General features: G+C 46.3%; 16 protein-coding genes. 9 read left to right on the top strand and 7 right to left on the bottom strand.

The window, feature by feature from the left end:
• Nucleotides 1-437 precede the first annotated feature (437 nt).
• The 9 genes from NOG12_RS12290 (at nucleotide 438) to merA (ending at nucleotide 10775) form a co-directional block, all read left to right on the top strand.
• Nucleotides 438-1193, top strand: coding sequence for a hypothetical protein (locus NOG12_RS12290; protein ID WP_313933399.1), 756 nt, complete (start codon nucleotides 438-440; stop codon nucleotides 1191-1193).
• Nucleotides 1194-1457: 264 nt separating this feature from the next.
• On the top strand, nucleotides 1458-2402 hold the full coding sequence (locus NOG12_RS12285) for a thioredoxin family protein (RefSeq protein WP_001260106.1): 945 nt from the start codon (nucleotides 1458-1460) through the stop codon (nucleotides 2400-2402).
• A gap of 2 nt (nucleotides 2403-2404) precedes the next feature.
• Nucleotides 2405-3793, top strand: coding sequence for a conjugal transfer protein TraH (locus NOG12_RS12280; protein ID WP_029628494.1), 1389 nt, complete (start codon nucleotides 2405-2407; stop codon nucleotides 3791-3793).
• A gap of 3 nt (nucleotides 3794-3796) precedes the next feature.
• Nucleotides 3797-7366, top strand: a complete 3570-nt coding sequence (locus tag NOG12_RS12275; protein ID WP_148518200.1) for a conjugal transfer protein TraG N-terminal domain-containing protein — start codon at nucleotides 3797-3799, stop codon at nucleotides 7364-7366.
• Between the two features lie 97 nt (nucleotides 7367-7463).
• Nucleotides 7464-7853 carry an Hg(II)-responsive transcriptional regulator gene (gene merR / locus NOG12_RS12270; protein ID WP_032482372.1) on the top strand — a complete coding sequence of 130 codons (390 nt, stop codon included), beginning with the start codon at nucleotides 7464-7466 and terminating at the stop codon, nucleotides 7851-7853.
• Between the two features lie 84 nt (nucleotides 7854-7937).
• Nucleotides 7938-8285, top strand: a complete 348-nt coding sequence (locus tag NOG12_RS12265) for a mercuric transporter MerT family protein (protein ID WP_028867974.1) — start codon at nucleotides 7938-7940, stop codon at nucleotides 8283-8285.
• 59 nt (nucleotides 8286-8344) lie between these two features.
• Entirely contained in the window at nucleotides 8345-8620 is a 276-nt protein-coding gene (gene merP, locus NOG12_RS12260; protein WP_028867975.1) for a mercury resistance system periplasmic binding protein MerP, read from the top strand.
• 9 nt (nucleotides 8621-8629) lie between these two features.
• On the top strand, nucleotides 8630-9043 hold the full coding sequence (gene merC, locus NOG12_RS12255) for an organomercurial transporter MerC (RefSeq protein ID WP_202612004.1): 414 nt from the start codon (nucleotides 8630-8632) through the stop codon (nucleotides 9041-9043).
• A 37-nt stretch (nucleotides 9044-9080) separates the two neighbouring features.
• Nucleotides 9081-10775 carry a mercury(II) reductase gene (merA, locus tag NOG12_RS12250; RefSeq protein WP_313933398.1) on the top strand — a complete coding sequence of 565 codons (1695 nt, stop codon included), beginning with the start codon at nucleotides 9081-9083 and terminating at the stop codon, nucleotides 10773-10775.
• Between the two features lie 105 nt (nucleotides 10776-10880).
• Here merA and eexR read toward each other — a convergent pair whose 3' ends face one another.
• From eexR to NOG12_RS12215, 7 genes are read right to left on the bottom strand one after another with little or no spacing between them, the layout of a single operon-like run.
• Nucleotides 10881-11312, bottom strand: a complete 432-nt coding sequence (gene eexR, locus NOG12_RS12245; protein WP_028867978.1) for an entry exclusion protein EexR — start codon at nucleotides 11310-11312, stop codon at nucleotides 10881-10883.
• A gap of 54 nt (nucleotides 11313-11366) precedes the next feature.
• The gene (locus tag NOG12_RS12240) at nucleotides 11367-11900 is read right to left on the bottom strand and encodes a FlhC family transcriptional regulator (protein WP_000566755.1); all 534 of its coding nucleotides are present in this window, start codon (nucleotides 11898-11900) and stop codon (nucleotides 11367-11369) included.
• Nucleotides 11897-12196, bottom strand: a complete 300-nt coding sequence (locus tag NOG12_RS12235) for a flagellar transcriptional regulator FlhD (RefSeq protein WP_000210563.1) — start codon at nucleotides 12194-12196, stop codon at nucleotides 11897-11899. The genes NOG12_RS12240 and NOG12_RS12235 overlap by 4 nt, the downstream gene beginning before the upstream one ends.
• Complete coding sequence (locus NOG12_RS12230) at nucleotides 12193-12741, bottom strand: lytic transglycosylase domain-containing protein (protein WP_025610846.1); 549 nt, start codon at nucleotides 12739-12741, stop codon at nucleotides 12193-12195. The genes NOG12_RS12235 and NOG12_RS12230 overlap by 4 nt, the downstream gene beginning before the upstream one ends.
• Complete coding sequence (locus NOG12_RS12225; RefSeq protein WP_007105460.1) at nucleotides 12728-13390, bottom strand: DUF6475 domain-containing protein; 663 nt, start codon at nucleotides 13388-13390, stop codon at nucleotides 12728-12730. Before NOG12_RS12225 ends, NOG12_RS12230 begins: the two co-directional genes overlap by 14 nt.
• The gene (locus NOG12_RS12220) at nucleotides 13377-14246 is read right to left on the bottom strand and encodes a hypothetical protein (RefSeq protein WP_313933397.1); all 870 of its coding nucleotides are present in this window, start codon (nucleotides 14244-14246) and stop codon (nucleotides 13377-13379) included. Before NOG12_RS12220 ends, NOG12_RS12225 begins: the two co-directional genes overlap by 14 nt.
• Nucleotides 14247-14301: 55 nt before the next feature.
• Nucleotides 14302-14397 carry a YdaS family helix-turn-helix protein gene (locus NOG12_RS12215; RefSeq protein ID WP_470385087.1) on the bottom strand — a complete coding sequence of 32 codons (96 nt, stop codon included), beginning with the start codon at nucleotides 14395-14397 and terminating at the stop codon, nucleotides 14302-14304.
• Nucleotides 14398-14405 lie beyond the last annotated feature (8 nt).

The raw sequence follows: 14405 nt of genomic DNA, 5'->3' as shown, positions 1-14405 counted from the left end.
TTGATATTGACGAGTGTCGCACTTCGCAGTTGAATTCGGGCCTAAACACCGATTTTTGCATGCAATAACAGTTCGGTTTTTCTAGGACTGATCGTCTTTTTTGTGCCAATTGCGGACATTGGTTGTACATCTGGACGAATAAACAGCGTTATTTGCTTTTACCATAAAACAAGCAAGCTTTGAGCAAATCAGCAGGCACATTTATTTGTTGCTGAAGAAGGAAAAACACTCTAGTTTAGATACTTATCTTGGATCAACCAAAAAATAACAGCACAAATAAAAGTAATAATGTGCCAGCACGCTTTTGGTCGCAGTTAGCGGTGGCTCACTATAATTAATTACTTTTTATCAATAAGTTAACGCCGACCATCCATCTGGTAAAACCAGAGAAAGCGTGCCGGCACAATATACAAATGTTATGAGGAGATGGAAGTCCAGTGGCATCACCAACGATAGTTGAAAAAAGTTGTTACTTTATCAGTAATGTATCTTGCTACGATGTAGCAAAAGATTTTGCTAGTCCGTTGCTAGCTGCACTTGCAGTAGTAGTTTCTGTTTTTATTGCATTTAAGCAATTATCTAAACAACACCAAAACACCCTAGATGCTCAAAAAGAAGAAGCGAAAAGAAATACGAGAGTTGAGTTATTCAAAGATATAAATATTCTCTTAGATCAATCAACGGCAACTATTAGACAGGTTAATTCTTATTGTTTTGGCAAAAAATATTCTAACCTGGAAATGAAAGATCAAGTTGATTACGTCGAATATTTAGAGTTAATGAAAAACTTCAGCAACGCTCTATTGGCTGTTGTCACCAAAGTAGAATCGCACGAAATCGTGAATCTCAAATTGTTTCGAGTATTTCGATTCGCTTTACAATCTATCCATCATGACTTGTTAGCTCTACAAACTGAAAAAGATCGCTTTAAAGTTTTAGAAAACATTATTGAATTGACTAATGATTCAATAATGTATTTTGGCGATTTCCAAGTTTGCATGCAAAACATGGCTTATGGCGAAGTATTTGATGCTGATGTGCCATTTAGGATTCCAGCTGATAAGAGATATAAGGTCATTACGAATTGCCCTAAAAATTTAGATGAGCTTCATGATTACTTTTGGCAAGAAACAAATTGGGGCAAAAATTGTATCAAATACGAAAATGAGGCAAAGGAAAAATTCTCCTCATAACAAGTTACTTAAAAGGACGCAAAACGCTTGGCTTGCGCTCCTTCGTCGCTAATTTTAGCCAAGCATTTTACGCCCATTAGTAAGGCGTTAATGTCTGCTATTCGCTCAAAGCGGTCCAATCATAAATTTGGCTCGTTAAAATTAGCTGTTGTTACTGGTCACAACAGCTAGTCAGAAAAACACACGATTCATTCATCTATCTGGCCAATCGCTCTTACCGGGATCATTAGCATGTTAGCTCTATGAAATTTTCTGGAGCTGACAATGAGAACCCCCTTGTTCCCTTGGTTCATCCTATGGGTGACCATCCCAATCATTATTTTCTTTCTATTCATCCTGCCCGCCCATGCTAGTGATGGGCAATTCTATCAGCGTGGTCAGGAAGGCTGGTTTTGGTATCAGGTCATTCCTGAGCCAGCGGAGGATGAAGAGCCTATAAAGCCGGAATCAGGTGCGGCAGAGTCGAGTCAGAGCGGGCTAAAGCCTTTCAGTGCTGCCTGGTTCCGAGAGCACATGCAGTCGTTCATGGACAAGGCAATTGATGAGCCGACGAATGAGAATGTCAGAGCCTATCTGTATCTCCAGCGAGTCATGATGGATAAGGGCTCACAGTTTGCTGATGTTAGTCAGCAGGTTGTCATGGGCGATCCTGTTTTGGATGAAATCAGTCGTAGACCCTTGGCGACCTATGCTGCCAATCGGATGGATCGAGAAGCTGGCGCTCAACGGGATGTTGCTTTAGGTGAAGTAGCAAAACGGGCTGGCTTGTTCTTCTTCTATCGTTCGGATTGCCCTTATTGCCATGCTCAAGCGCCTATCATCGAATCCATGGCTTTGAACTACGGTTTCGAGGTGTTTGCTATTGCTGTCGATGGCTTGCCTTTACCAAGTGGAGAATTTCCAAATTACAAAGTCGATTCAGGACAAGCTCAATCCTTGTCCGTTACGACTGTTCCTGCGGTTTTCTTAGTTGACCCGCCTAATGTCATCACTCCGATTGGCCAGGGCGCAATGAGCCTTGATGAGCTCAATAATCGAATCATTCTTGCAGCCCATCAAGCCGGTTGGATTGACGATCAAACTTACTATGCCACCAGACCTGTTCAGCCCGGCGTTTCACTCGCGATGTCAGCCCAAGAGCTTAACGAAAAAATATTACAGGACCCTGAGTTCCTTGTTCGCTATCTGCGTGCACAAGGAGGGTTATAACGATGAAAAAAGTATTCCAAGTATCGCTAATCGCCTGTGCGATTGGTTTTTCATCTATGAGCCAAGCAAGCTTGCAACAGGAGATGAATCAGTTGTTTGGTTCAATGACCAACACCACTGCGCCTGGTGTATTCGAGAGTCAGCGGCGTGGCGTTATATCTGGTGGAAGTGTTGTTGTTCGTAACAGGATCATGAACGAAAACCTCGTCTCTATGGTGCCTCCGTCATTCCAAGCTGGTTGTGGCGGCATTGATATGTTCGCTGGAAGTTTGTCATTTGTTAACGCGGATCAGTTTGTTCAATTACTTCGCTCTGTAGCGGCAAATGCCAAGGGGTACGCATTCCAATTGGCGCTCAGTGCTATGTGTGAGAAATGCTCCCAGCACATGGAGACACTGCAAAAGAAAATCCAGCAGTTGAACGAATATTTTGGCAATTCCTGTCAAATGGCTCAGGGAGTCGTGAACGATACTCTGGCTGCTTTTGGTAAGAAGGGGCAAACAGAAGCCAGCATGTTGAGCTCTCTCAAAGGGGCTGGAGACGTTTTTACCAGTTGGAGTGAGTCCAACGGTAAGAACCCTTATGAGAATGCTTCAAGTGTCGCGGCATCTGATGTGAACAAAACGATTAAAGGTAACTTGGTCTGGCGAGCACTGAAACGTCACTCGGCATCAAGCTGGTTTGCATCGGGGGATGATCGTTTTCTTGAAGCGGTTATGTCGGTGACTGGCTCGATCATCGTTGGTGATTTAGCGAATGCGGCTGATGGTCAAGGTAAAGCCCCAAAACTGACCAGACTGAATGGCAATAAAGTGACTATTGAGCATCTAATTCATGGCGGTAACGTCGCTATGTACCGATGTGACACAGTGACACAAGACGGCTGTCTAAATCCGACAATCGCTAACGTGACCCTAACCGGGTTATCAACTCAGGTCGAAAATTTACTTCTTGGTACAGGTTCTAGTAACGGCATTATATTTAAGTTTGCTCGGAATACTGGGGCAGCTAGCACCACCGAAAAGGCTTTTATGACCTCGGCTCCTGCAAGCATTGGCGGCATGATTCGAACACTTTCAGCATTAAATGAAGGGGCTGCTAGGTCGTTTGCTTCAAGAGCTGCGCCATTTATTGCTGTTGAGATGGCCCGGGCATTGGTTGAAGACATGCTCAACGCAGCTAGAAGCACATCTGGTGTGGAAGATCATGCCTATGCGAAGTTGTTAACCGAAGACCTTGAACGTGCACGTCGCCAAATCAATGAGGAGTACGCTGCGTTGCAGCGAAGATACGGCTCAGAGCAAGAATTGCTGGCGCATTTTAACCAGGTGATTCAGACCATTCGCAAACAGCGTTATTACACCGTTAAATCTACGGCGCTGGGGGAATAGGTCATGTGGGAAATCTATTCCATCGGGGATTCGGCTTTTTTAGAGCAGGTCCTGAACGCTGTCGCGATGATCACTGGTACAGGCGATTTTACTTCAATGGTTCGCATTGGCTTGCTCATTGGGGTATTGATGGTCTCTGTTCAGGCCTTAATGCAAGGTGGTCGTGGGATTAACTTTCAACACGTCTTAGTCTCATGGCTAGTCTTTGCAACCATGTTTGGACCCAGTACCCGAGTGAGCATTGAGGATGCGTACACGGGACAAGTTCGAGTGGTTGATAATGTGCCCATCGGTGTTGCTGCCGCAGGCAGTACGATTTCGACTGTTGGCTTTCAAATCACGCGATTGTTTGAAACGGCGTTCTCAACTCCCGCCATGACGGAATACGGCTTTGCATCCAGTTTACAGTCACTGATTAAAGTGAGAAAACAGGTGATGGATCGCTCTGGGTTGGGTGATGCAAATCGTGTCGGTGGCTCAGATATCGAACAATCGTGGTTTAACTACATCAAAGAATGCACCTTGATTGGCATCGACATAGGCCAAAAGAACCTAGATCAGGTGCTAAGTGATCCTAACCCGATGACTGCGATTAGGTTTGATTCGCGCATTTATGGCACGCGCATCATGCTAAGTGGTAGCAGTAGCGATTTGGACTGCACCGATGCCTATAGCCAGCTGAAACTCATGACAGAATCAACCTTCATTCCAAGGCTTAAACAGGTTTTGTCAGCCTCATTGGGGACTTCGTCAGCAACGGATACTGATGACGTGATCCGAAATGCACTGAATAACCTTGGTTTGGCTTCGGTTAACACCCAAGAGTACATGACCGCGTCAGTGCTTTTGCCTATTTATGAACAAAGCGTGACGGGCAAGTATATGGATGATCAAGCTTTCACCGCAGCCGTTATGGTTAACCAAGCAATTGAGCAGCGCAATACGCAATGGGCGGCGGAGCAGACCCTGTTCCAAAGCATTGTTCGTCCGATGATGACGTTTTTTGAGGGTTTCATTTACGCCATCACCCCATTGATGGCCTTTGTGATAGCCCTTGGCCAAATCGGGATGCGAATGGCCGGGAAGTACTTGTTAATCCTGCTTTGGATTCAACTTTGGATGCCTGTCATGGCCATCATTAACCTGTATATTCATTTAACCGTTGCAGGGAAAATGTCGGCTCTTGATGCCTTTGCAGGTACAGAAGTGCCATCTTTTGCTGGGATGATGCAGATGGATTCAGTGCTGCAAACCTGGATAGCTACTGGCGGCATGTTGGCGTCGAGTGTTCCGGCAATTTCGCTCATGCTCGTGTATGGCTCAGCAATAACCGCAACCCACTTGGCTGGACGTCTTCAAAACGGCGATGCCATTGATGAAAAGCTGGCTAGTCCAGATGTCTCAAAAAATGCCCCGGTGATGCAATCACAGTCAATGTTCCAAAATTCAGCCCTCACTGGTTCTGCAATGACCGGTGCGTCAAACTTACTAAGCAGTTTCTCTGTCGGAAACGCAGTGGGTTCAATGGTCGGCTCTGCAAAAGAATCCATGACTCAGGCAACTCAAGCCTTTAGTCGTCAGGTTGGCAATACCATGAGTCGAACTTTTGGTGAAAAGCTAAGTTACGACAACCTTTCTTCGGTTGGACGTCAGATCGGTTCTTCTAATTCCGCATCTAGCGCCGTTGTTAATCAGGTTACTGATGACCTGCAAACACGGTATGGTTTCGGAGACGATAAAAAAGACGCTGTACGTGGCTTGGTATCTGGCGTGTTATCGGGAGGCCTAAGGGTCGGTGGCGATGGAACTATTACAAATACCGGTGATAAAGAAGTAGCAGACAAAGGGTTCTTGGGAAGATTACTTGGTACAGGGGGGAATGACTCCCCACAAGGTAGCTTGCCTGGAGTCGATAAGCCTGAATCCTCAAGAGTGCCAAAAATATCACGGTTACGAGCTGGGTTGGATCTAGGTGGTAACTTTAGTGGCCAAGTTGAGTCATCAGAAGGCAGTTCTCGATCTACGACCGCAAATACGCTCACTGGGGAGATGCAAAGCTTGGCATCAAGTGATTCACGACGTGCTGAGTATCGCGATGCAATGGTTAAGGACCTTTCAGATTCAAGACGTTCTGGCGTTGAGATGTCCTTGTCTAACCAAGACTATCAGTCTCTTCAGAGTTCAGCACAAGACGTTGTCACGGCATCAAACCGCTTTAGTGAGCTTGATCAGGCCAGCTACAGTCTATCAGGACAAAGAAATACTGATGGTGCGACGTTAACCCGATTAGCGGCGGATAATCCTGAAGTCATGGATTATTTAGGTCGCTATATGAACCAGCATGTTGAAGCCGGTAACCGATTACGTGAAAACCTTCCAATGTATCAGCGCTTGTTACCTGATGATAATCAGGCGTATGTGGCCGCAGCTATGGAGTCTTTAACCTATAGCAATTCTTCAACGCCCGCTGAACGGGACAATGATTATCAAGCAGCAATGACTGTTATGGCCATGGCTACCGGAGCCGATTTACGATCAATTCAGCCGCGCTCAAATGAAGGCTTGTCATCAACTGCACCTACTTTTGGTGGTACTCAAAGCCAAGTTGAATCGGGTGTATTGGGCGGCTACGAGGATGCAGCAACAGTTCAAACTCAGTTCAACGCAGCTCAATCGGCTTACCAAACCAATCTGTCTGGTATAGATGGACAGTTGAATGCGCATCAGCAGCAAGCTCAGCAGGCCGTAGCTACTGACACAAGTACCTATCAATCTGGACTAAACAGTGAAGCTGGATCTCAGTGGCGATCACGCATTATGGCTGATGATAGCGGAGTTTCTGGTGCTGAAATGTTCTTCAACAGCGCCAGTGCTATTGGTGATTTCAGTGGCAAGCATACTGATGCAGCACTGCATACCTTGAATCACTTTGGCGAAGACTATGAGAGTTACAAAGAACAAGCGCTTGAAGATCCTGGCTCACGAGGTTTCTTGCACAACGCTACGGTGGCCAGCAAATCAACCTGGGATGGCTTAAAAGCCGCCGTTGATGCAGGAACCTCTTTGGAAAACCCATTGACGGCGTTTAATGATGCATACAGTGGATCGAGTTCGCAGTATGCTTCCGAAGTAAACTGGGGCACTAAGTCTGAAGCCATGTTGGCGGGGGCATTCGGTGCGGCAGTTAACAATCGATATGGTGAGTTCCTAGAGCAGTATGCTGATGATTTTAAAAAGGAAGCATACAGCGAAGGGCAGAGAATGGGATTGACCCCGATTCAAAGTCAAGTGTTCGCTCAAGCTTTCAATGAAGGTTTGGCGGGGCGCGTATTCAACTCTGAAGACTCATCGAGTTGGTCGCCTGAAATGCTTGGCCTAAGGGAGCAAATGCTAAATGAGTATCGTCAAAAGGATGAGAGTGGCGCTTACATCCCTGACAGTGTGTCTGAAGAAGATAAAGCATTTGTGGATAAGCAGATAGCGGTGATCTCAAATGCATCCCTTGCGGGAGATTATGCTCAGAACAACTTGATCGATATTAGGGCATATAACCAGGCATCAGGAAATAAATAAAACAAGGAGTAGAAGCTCAAGGCTAACGAAGTTTTATGGCTTAATTACGTAGATAGGGATATATTTCTCCGTACTTAGATACGGAGAAATATAACACATGTACACAATTGGAAAATTAGCCGAACAAGCTAGTATCAATGTTGAGACTGTTCGTTATTACGAACGACGTGGTCTTATAGAAAAACCTGAAAAACCGCATCTAGGCTACCGACTTTATCCTTTGGCAACATTAAACCGAATAAAATTCATTAAACGTTCCCAAGATCTTGGGTTCACTTTGGAAGAAATCTCCAATTTACTCAGCCTTAATGACACTCCCTGTATAGAAGTGCAAGAAATGACTTTACACAAGCTTGCAAGTGTCAAAGTCAAAATAGCAGGTCTTCGCCGCTTAGAAACCGTTCTCACAGAATTATTGAATGAGTGTAATTCTAATACTAACCAATCCCACTGTCCCATTATTGATTCCCTACTTCCTGAAGATTAATAATGATTCAAATTTTATCTTGACTCCGTAGTTGGGTACGGGGTTTAAACTTGTTTTACTAAAGTACGATAAGTAGAGTGAGTTATGTCAAAAAGTAATCCCAACTTTCCAATCATCGGCGGTGTTATTGCCGCTATTGGCGCTGGTCTTTGCTGCGCTGGTCCTTTCGTCTTGTTGCTGCTAGGCGTGAGTGGCTCCTGGATTGGTAATTTAACCTTGTTAGAACCTTATCGTCCCATTTTTATCCTGCTGGTTTTAGCCTTATTTGGCTTCGCAGGCTGGAAGGTCTATCGCCCCGTCGAGGACTGTGAGCCAGGCACCGCCTGTGCAGTTCCTCAAGTGCGAAAACGTCGGCAGGTGATCTTTTGGTTAACGGCACTGACTGCGTTGGTTTTAGTCACCAGTAATTATTGGATTGTCTGGTTCGCCTGATGACGATTTCTAACCTTTTATTTTGATTAAATCTTTATGGCTTGCTCTTGGAGAAAATTATGAAAACACTCGCCCTAATGTCCCTGTTCGTACTGACCAGCCTGAACGCTTTAGCTGCCCCGAAAACAGTTACTTTGGAAGTCCCAACCATGAACTGTGTGACCTGTCCCTTTACCGTGGAAAAAGCCTTACAAAAAGTCGATGGCGTCAGTAAAGCCGAAGTGACCTTTAAGACCAAACTGGCGGTGGTCACCTTCGACGACGAAAAAACCACGGTAAAAGCACTGACCGAAGCCACCACTAACGCGGGTTATCCGTCAACGCTCAAGGAGTAAAGCATAGAAATGCTAATACGGTTACTGACCCGGTTCGGCGATAAGATTAGCTCATTGGGCGCGCTGGTTTCTGCTATGGGATGCGCCATGTGTTTCCCGGCCATTGCCAGTCTGGGCGCTGCGGTAGGACTGGGTTTTCTCAGCCAATGGGAAGGTCTGCTTGTTAGCACGCTATTACCCCTGTTTGCCTGGATTGCCTTGGTACTCAACGGACTTGGCTGGTTCAGCCACCGGCAATGGCACCGTAGTGCGCTGGGTGTGGCCGGCCCCATTTTATTGCTGTTATCGCTCTATCCGTTTTTCCAGTACGGCTGGAGCAGCTATGTCACCTATTCAGCATTAGGCCTGATGGTTGCCGTATCGCTTTGGGATATTTTTTCACCGGCGAATAAACGCTGTGATGATGACAGCTGTGCTGTTTAACACGACGCAATGCCTGACTACTATTTGAGGAAAACGAATGATCTTACTATCGATAGAAGGGATGACCTGTCCAAGTTGCGTCGCCCACGTTAAAGAAGCACTCGATGCGATCGAAGGCGTTAATAAGGTTGAAATATCTTATGAAAACGCCAGAGCAACGATCACCACGAACGGTGGGGTCAGCGTAACCGTTCTCATTGGAGCAATAGAAGCTCTCGGTTATATCGCAAAAGAATCCACTGGCACTGCAAAAGAATCCACTGGCACTGCAAAAGAAATTACTTCACCGAACGACTGCTGTGACAACGAAAATGCAAGCAACACTGAAAGCAACCAAACTCAACACGTGGCGATTATCGGTACGGGTTCCGGCGCTTTTGCCTGCGCTATTAAAGCCGCTGAAGGTGGTGCCAAGGTCACTCTTATTGAGGGAGCCGATGTGATTGGCGGCTGTTGCGTGAATGTCGGCTGCGTACCCTCAAAAATTCTAATCCGCGCCGCTCAATTGGCTCAGCAGCAACGCAATAATCCCTTTACCGGACTGGAAAATCATGCGCCCCAATTGAGTCGAGCCTTGTTGACTCAGCAGCAGACCGCTCGGGTCGAAGAGCTGCGCGCGGCAAAGTACCAGAATATTCTGGAGACAAATCCTGCGCTTAGTTTACTTAAAGGTTGGGCGCAATTTAAAAATGCCAACACCCTGATAGTCAGAAAAAATGATGGAACCGAGCAGGCAGTTCACGCCGATAAAATCCTGATCGCTACCGGCTCCACGCCAACCATTCCTCCTATTGATGGTTTAACTGAAACACCTTATTGGACCTCTACCGAAGCGCTGTTTGCTCAGGAATTGCCGCAGCACCTGGTCGTGATTGGTTCGTCGGTTGTAGCGCTGGAAATTGCCCAGGCTTATCGCCGTTTAGGCAGTGAAGTCACCATATTAGCAAGACATACATTGCTTTATCGGGAAGATCCCTTGCTCGGTGAAAAACTCACCGGATGTTTTGAAAAAGAAGGCATTCGAGTATTAAACAGTACGCAAGCTACCAAGGTGACCCACGATGGAAGCCAATTTACATTGGAAACTAACGCGGGCGATCTACGCTGCGATCGTTTGCTGGTAAGCACCGGGCGACACGCCAATACTTGCCAACTCAATCTGGGCGCGGTGGGTGTTACGACCAACAAAAAGGGCGAAATCGTTGTTAACGAACGCATGGAAACCAATGTTCCCGGTATTTACGCCGCCGGAGACTGCTGCAACATGCCGCAATTCGTCTATGTCGCCGCGGCCGCCGGTAGCCGTTCCGGCATCAACATGACGGGCGGATACGCCAAACTGGATCTATCCACCATGCCAGCAGTGATTTTTACCGATCCCCAGGTGGCAACTGTTGGGCTCACGGAAGAGCAAGCCAACGCACAAGACATTGAAACCGACAGTCGTGTATTGGAGATGGAGAACGTGCCGCGCGCACTGGCGAATTTCGAGACCGATGGTTTTATCAAATTGGTGACGGAAAAAGCCACTGGCCGCCTGATCGGGGCGCAGATTCTGGCGCATGAAGGTGGAGAACTGATCCAGAGTGCGGCGCTGGCGATCCGCAACCGTATGACGGTGACGGAATTAGCCGACCAGCTTTTCCCTTACCTGACTATGGTGGAGGGTTTGAAGCTCTGCGCCCAAACCTTTAACAAGGATGTCAAAGAACTGTCCTGTTGTGCTGGGTAACGAACTTGAGTTGATCCGTATTCATTGATGGAAATGGCATTTTTCATTCGTAGTACGAAAGTGCCAATCAATTTTTTGAGTATAAGTAAAAAAGCAGTCAATTTACTATGACCTTGTTTTTTTAGGGAGGATAGATGAGCGACCATCTGCAAATTCGTTTACCCAGTACCAATATTTTTTTTCGCTCAGGCTTAGTTCTCGACCGGTATCTTTCAGTTGTCTTTGAAATAAATGGATTAGTCCGCTTAAGCCTAAGAAGGCTAAACCGACACATAAAATTGTCCAACTCGCTTGCCAATATGCGATTGCTAAAAACATAGTGGTGATGGTTATAAGGCCGATAGGACTAGCAATTGCTTTGAATCCCAAGTAGCTGAAAAAAACGATGGTGCAAATCAGAAATGGCAAAGCCGCTAACTTGGCAGATGCCGTTAATATTTCTGAGGGAAAAAAATGAGCCGCAGCCAAAGTCGCCAGAAAAAGCCCCAGTGATATAAACCAGCAGCGTGCTGGTAAAGATTTAAGTAATTTTATCATCTTAGTACTCTCAAAGTGCACGGGCGGTGCACAATCAAATCATGCATCAGCATTTTAGTTCTCAAAAAGTGCTCTAGTGGTTTGCTCGGCCATAATCTCGCACACAGGACATTTAAGCTGAATGCGCTGTTGAGATACCGTCAAATACAGACTGCCGCATCGACACCGGTGTAAGGATGCTAGCTGTGATCTTAAATCACGAGCTAGAACCCAACCTTCATTGATGGTCAGTTTTTTCCAGGGGATCTCAGCTGGAAGATCTGCTTCTTTTCTTGCAACCAAATACGCATCGTAAGCCTTCATCAAAGCATCGATATTTAATTGCTTGTAGACATTATCACCACCAATATTGACATAAAGCGCCATAAGCAGGGAGCCTTCAACTAATGCTCTTCTGCTTTTGACGATGGCATCAGATTCTGGCAATTGACCAGGACAAGGTGACTTGCCAGTCACTTCTTTGTGCAGCCTTCTGATAATGTGGATTGGCAAACCTGTATCGAGCGCGATAATGGTTGTTCGAAATCCGTATTTAATAAGCAGCGAGGCTCGGGTAAACAGCTCACTTTTGGACAGGTTATCAATCATGCATCCCCCTTGTTGTTTAGGGTTGATAATAAATAAGCGATTCTTGGGATACCTGTGCCTTTGCTCTTCACCATCTCAATCAGTTGGCTTTGGTTACCCCTTGGTTGAAACAGCATGAATGATGAGGTCGCCACTCGTTGCAGGTCGTCAACACCAGCATTAATCAGAGCATCAACCACATCGCGTGTAAGTCCAAAGCGCAAGACAGCCTCTTGCGGATCAATGCGCGCCAATTCCCGTGCTGCGTGCAGGTACGCCAAGTTTAATTGATAGAAGTCTTGTTGATTGGTTGTCATTGACGGACCTCCAGTTCATGTAAAATATTGCGATAAATAGAAAGCACTCTTTGCCCATACCAGCGTGCACGCTCTTCGTTCCAACTGTGATAGCGGCCTATGCCAAGCTCTAAATCGTTAGGTGAAGACTTGATTGCTTCGGCCAAAATACTGGAGCCGACGGTAAGGTTGGTGATGGGGTCTAGCAGTTCCGCCGCTGAGCTCACCCGATGCCCATGCCAATGCAAATTGATTTGCATTAGGCCAATATCGAGCTGGTATTTTTCACTCTCTTGCAGTGCTTGGTTTAACAGTTGCTCCGCTTCTGTCTTAGATTTGGCGTAGGTTGCATTTGAACCATTGCGAATTGCGTATGGCCATGGACTGGTCATGTTAAGACCTCGATGTGAGGCCGACTCAGCCAAGGCAACGGCGTAGAGCATGACTGGATCAATACCAACACTTTGTGCTGCTTTTTCCCACTGATAGCCCGGAAACGCATAGACTGAAGTGCTTGCGGACATGGCTATCACTAGGGCAATGGTTTTTGCTTTAATCGTTTTCATTTTTGTCCTCTAATTGATTTCCGAGAAGCGCCTGAATGGCTTTCGGGCTTATTCTTTTTAATGGCACTGCGCTAAAGTCGGCGATGCCTCTCGTATAAACTTGTGCCGCTTTTGACCAGTCGCCTACGGCAACAGGCGCTTGCATATCAAATCCTTTTTGCTGGTTCTGATGGTCTGCAATACCCTGTAATAGCCTTGGGTATTCACCCACTTCGTCCCGTAGCAAGTAAGCCTGGTAGCGTGTTAAAAACTCTTTTTGCTTAAAGGGGTATTCCCTGTCATCAACCTTGCAGAGTTCAACCCATCCACCCATATCTGAAATCACGCGGTGGATAAGCGCATCGTCAAACATCACTGATGTCCAAGCGCCAACCTGACGAACAGCCTTGTCAACTTTGTTCCAAGCAACCATGGCTCTTGAGCCCGAGTTGCCGTCGATATGCTTGATGACGTCAGCGGGCTTTGGAAAAAATTGCCCAGTATCCGGTGATTGAATATGCCGAGTCAGACCGATTCGCACTTCTTCAATGCTATAAGCACGAAGGGCTTCAAATGCGATGGATAGCAATTGTGGTGATACGCTTTTGCCATACATGGCCCAAGCAGCTCCCCAAACTTCAGCAAACTCGCGTTTATCAACCTCCTGCACTTGAACGAACCTCCCGAATACCCGGTCCGGCCCAGCTTTCAGCAATGCGGCGATTGCTTTCTTCAATATTCAATTGGTGATTGCTGCCCTTTAGGCTCGTCGATGATTGCTGTACTTCATCAATGCGAACGTACTCGTCTTCCCATTGCCGGTTTAAAAGCCAGTTATGTGGCATAGGGGTCTTAGTCCGATCTTGATACTGCAATCGGTTTTCTCGTTGCTCTTTCCAGCGTGTTAGCACTTCCAAGGCGAGTTCATGGTCTTCATTGAGGCCCATGCGTAGCCATTCTTCTTTGGCTTTCGCTTTTTTTTCTTTGCGTATTTGTACATCCCAGAAGTCTTCAAACTGTATGTGGTCAACAGTTTTAACTGTTGGTTTATTGCTTCCCTCAGAGTCATCCGACCGTTGAGAGTCCCTTACCGGGTTGCCATCAGGCATAAACAATGATGAAAATTCTTCTGGTAGCCGAGCTTGAAAAGCGGCAAGAGATTTCAAAAGTGATACCATACCAATGAAGTCGGCAGGTACATCTTTAAGCAACCGAAAGGCTGCTTTACCTTGGTTTGGGTTTTCGATTGGGTTGTGCTTCAGAAAGCTTCGAATCAAAGTCCAACCAGATTCCTCGCAACGAATCAGGAACTGATCTTGTTCTAACTCACTTAACGCCTTGGCAACCTGTTGCTCATCCCAGTTCAAGTCAGAAGCAACGTAACCAATCGGCAGTCGAAAGCAGCCAAGCAAATTACAATGCGGGCATGTAAGCAAGTACAGTCCTAGCAACTTCGCTGAGTCACTCCAGGACAAAACATTTTGCTTTAGCCAAAAGCGGGTATAGACCTTGCCATAATCACGCATGGAGGTACTCGCTTTTGTGTTTACGTAAAATGCTGACCATTACTTGCCCTTAATCCTACTGGTTACTGGCTTTCAGCTCGCTTGGGCATTCGGGGTAGATGTCCGGTCTTAACTGGGATCGGGTTACCTGTCCTTGCGTAGCTTGTTCGATGGGTAAAA

The sequence above is a fragment of the Pseudidiomarina fusca genome (assembly GCF_032227045.1).
GTDB classification, from domain to species: domain Bacteria; phylum Pseudomonadota; class Gammaproteobacteria; order Enterobacterales; family Alteromonadaceae; genus Pseudidiomarina; species Pseudidiomarina fusca.
This window is presented reverse-complemented; position numbering and strand designations above follow the sequence as displayed.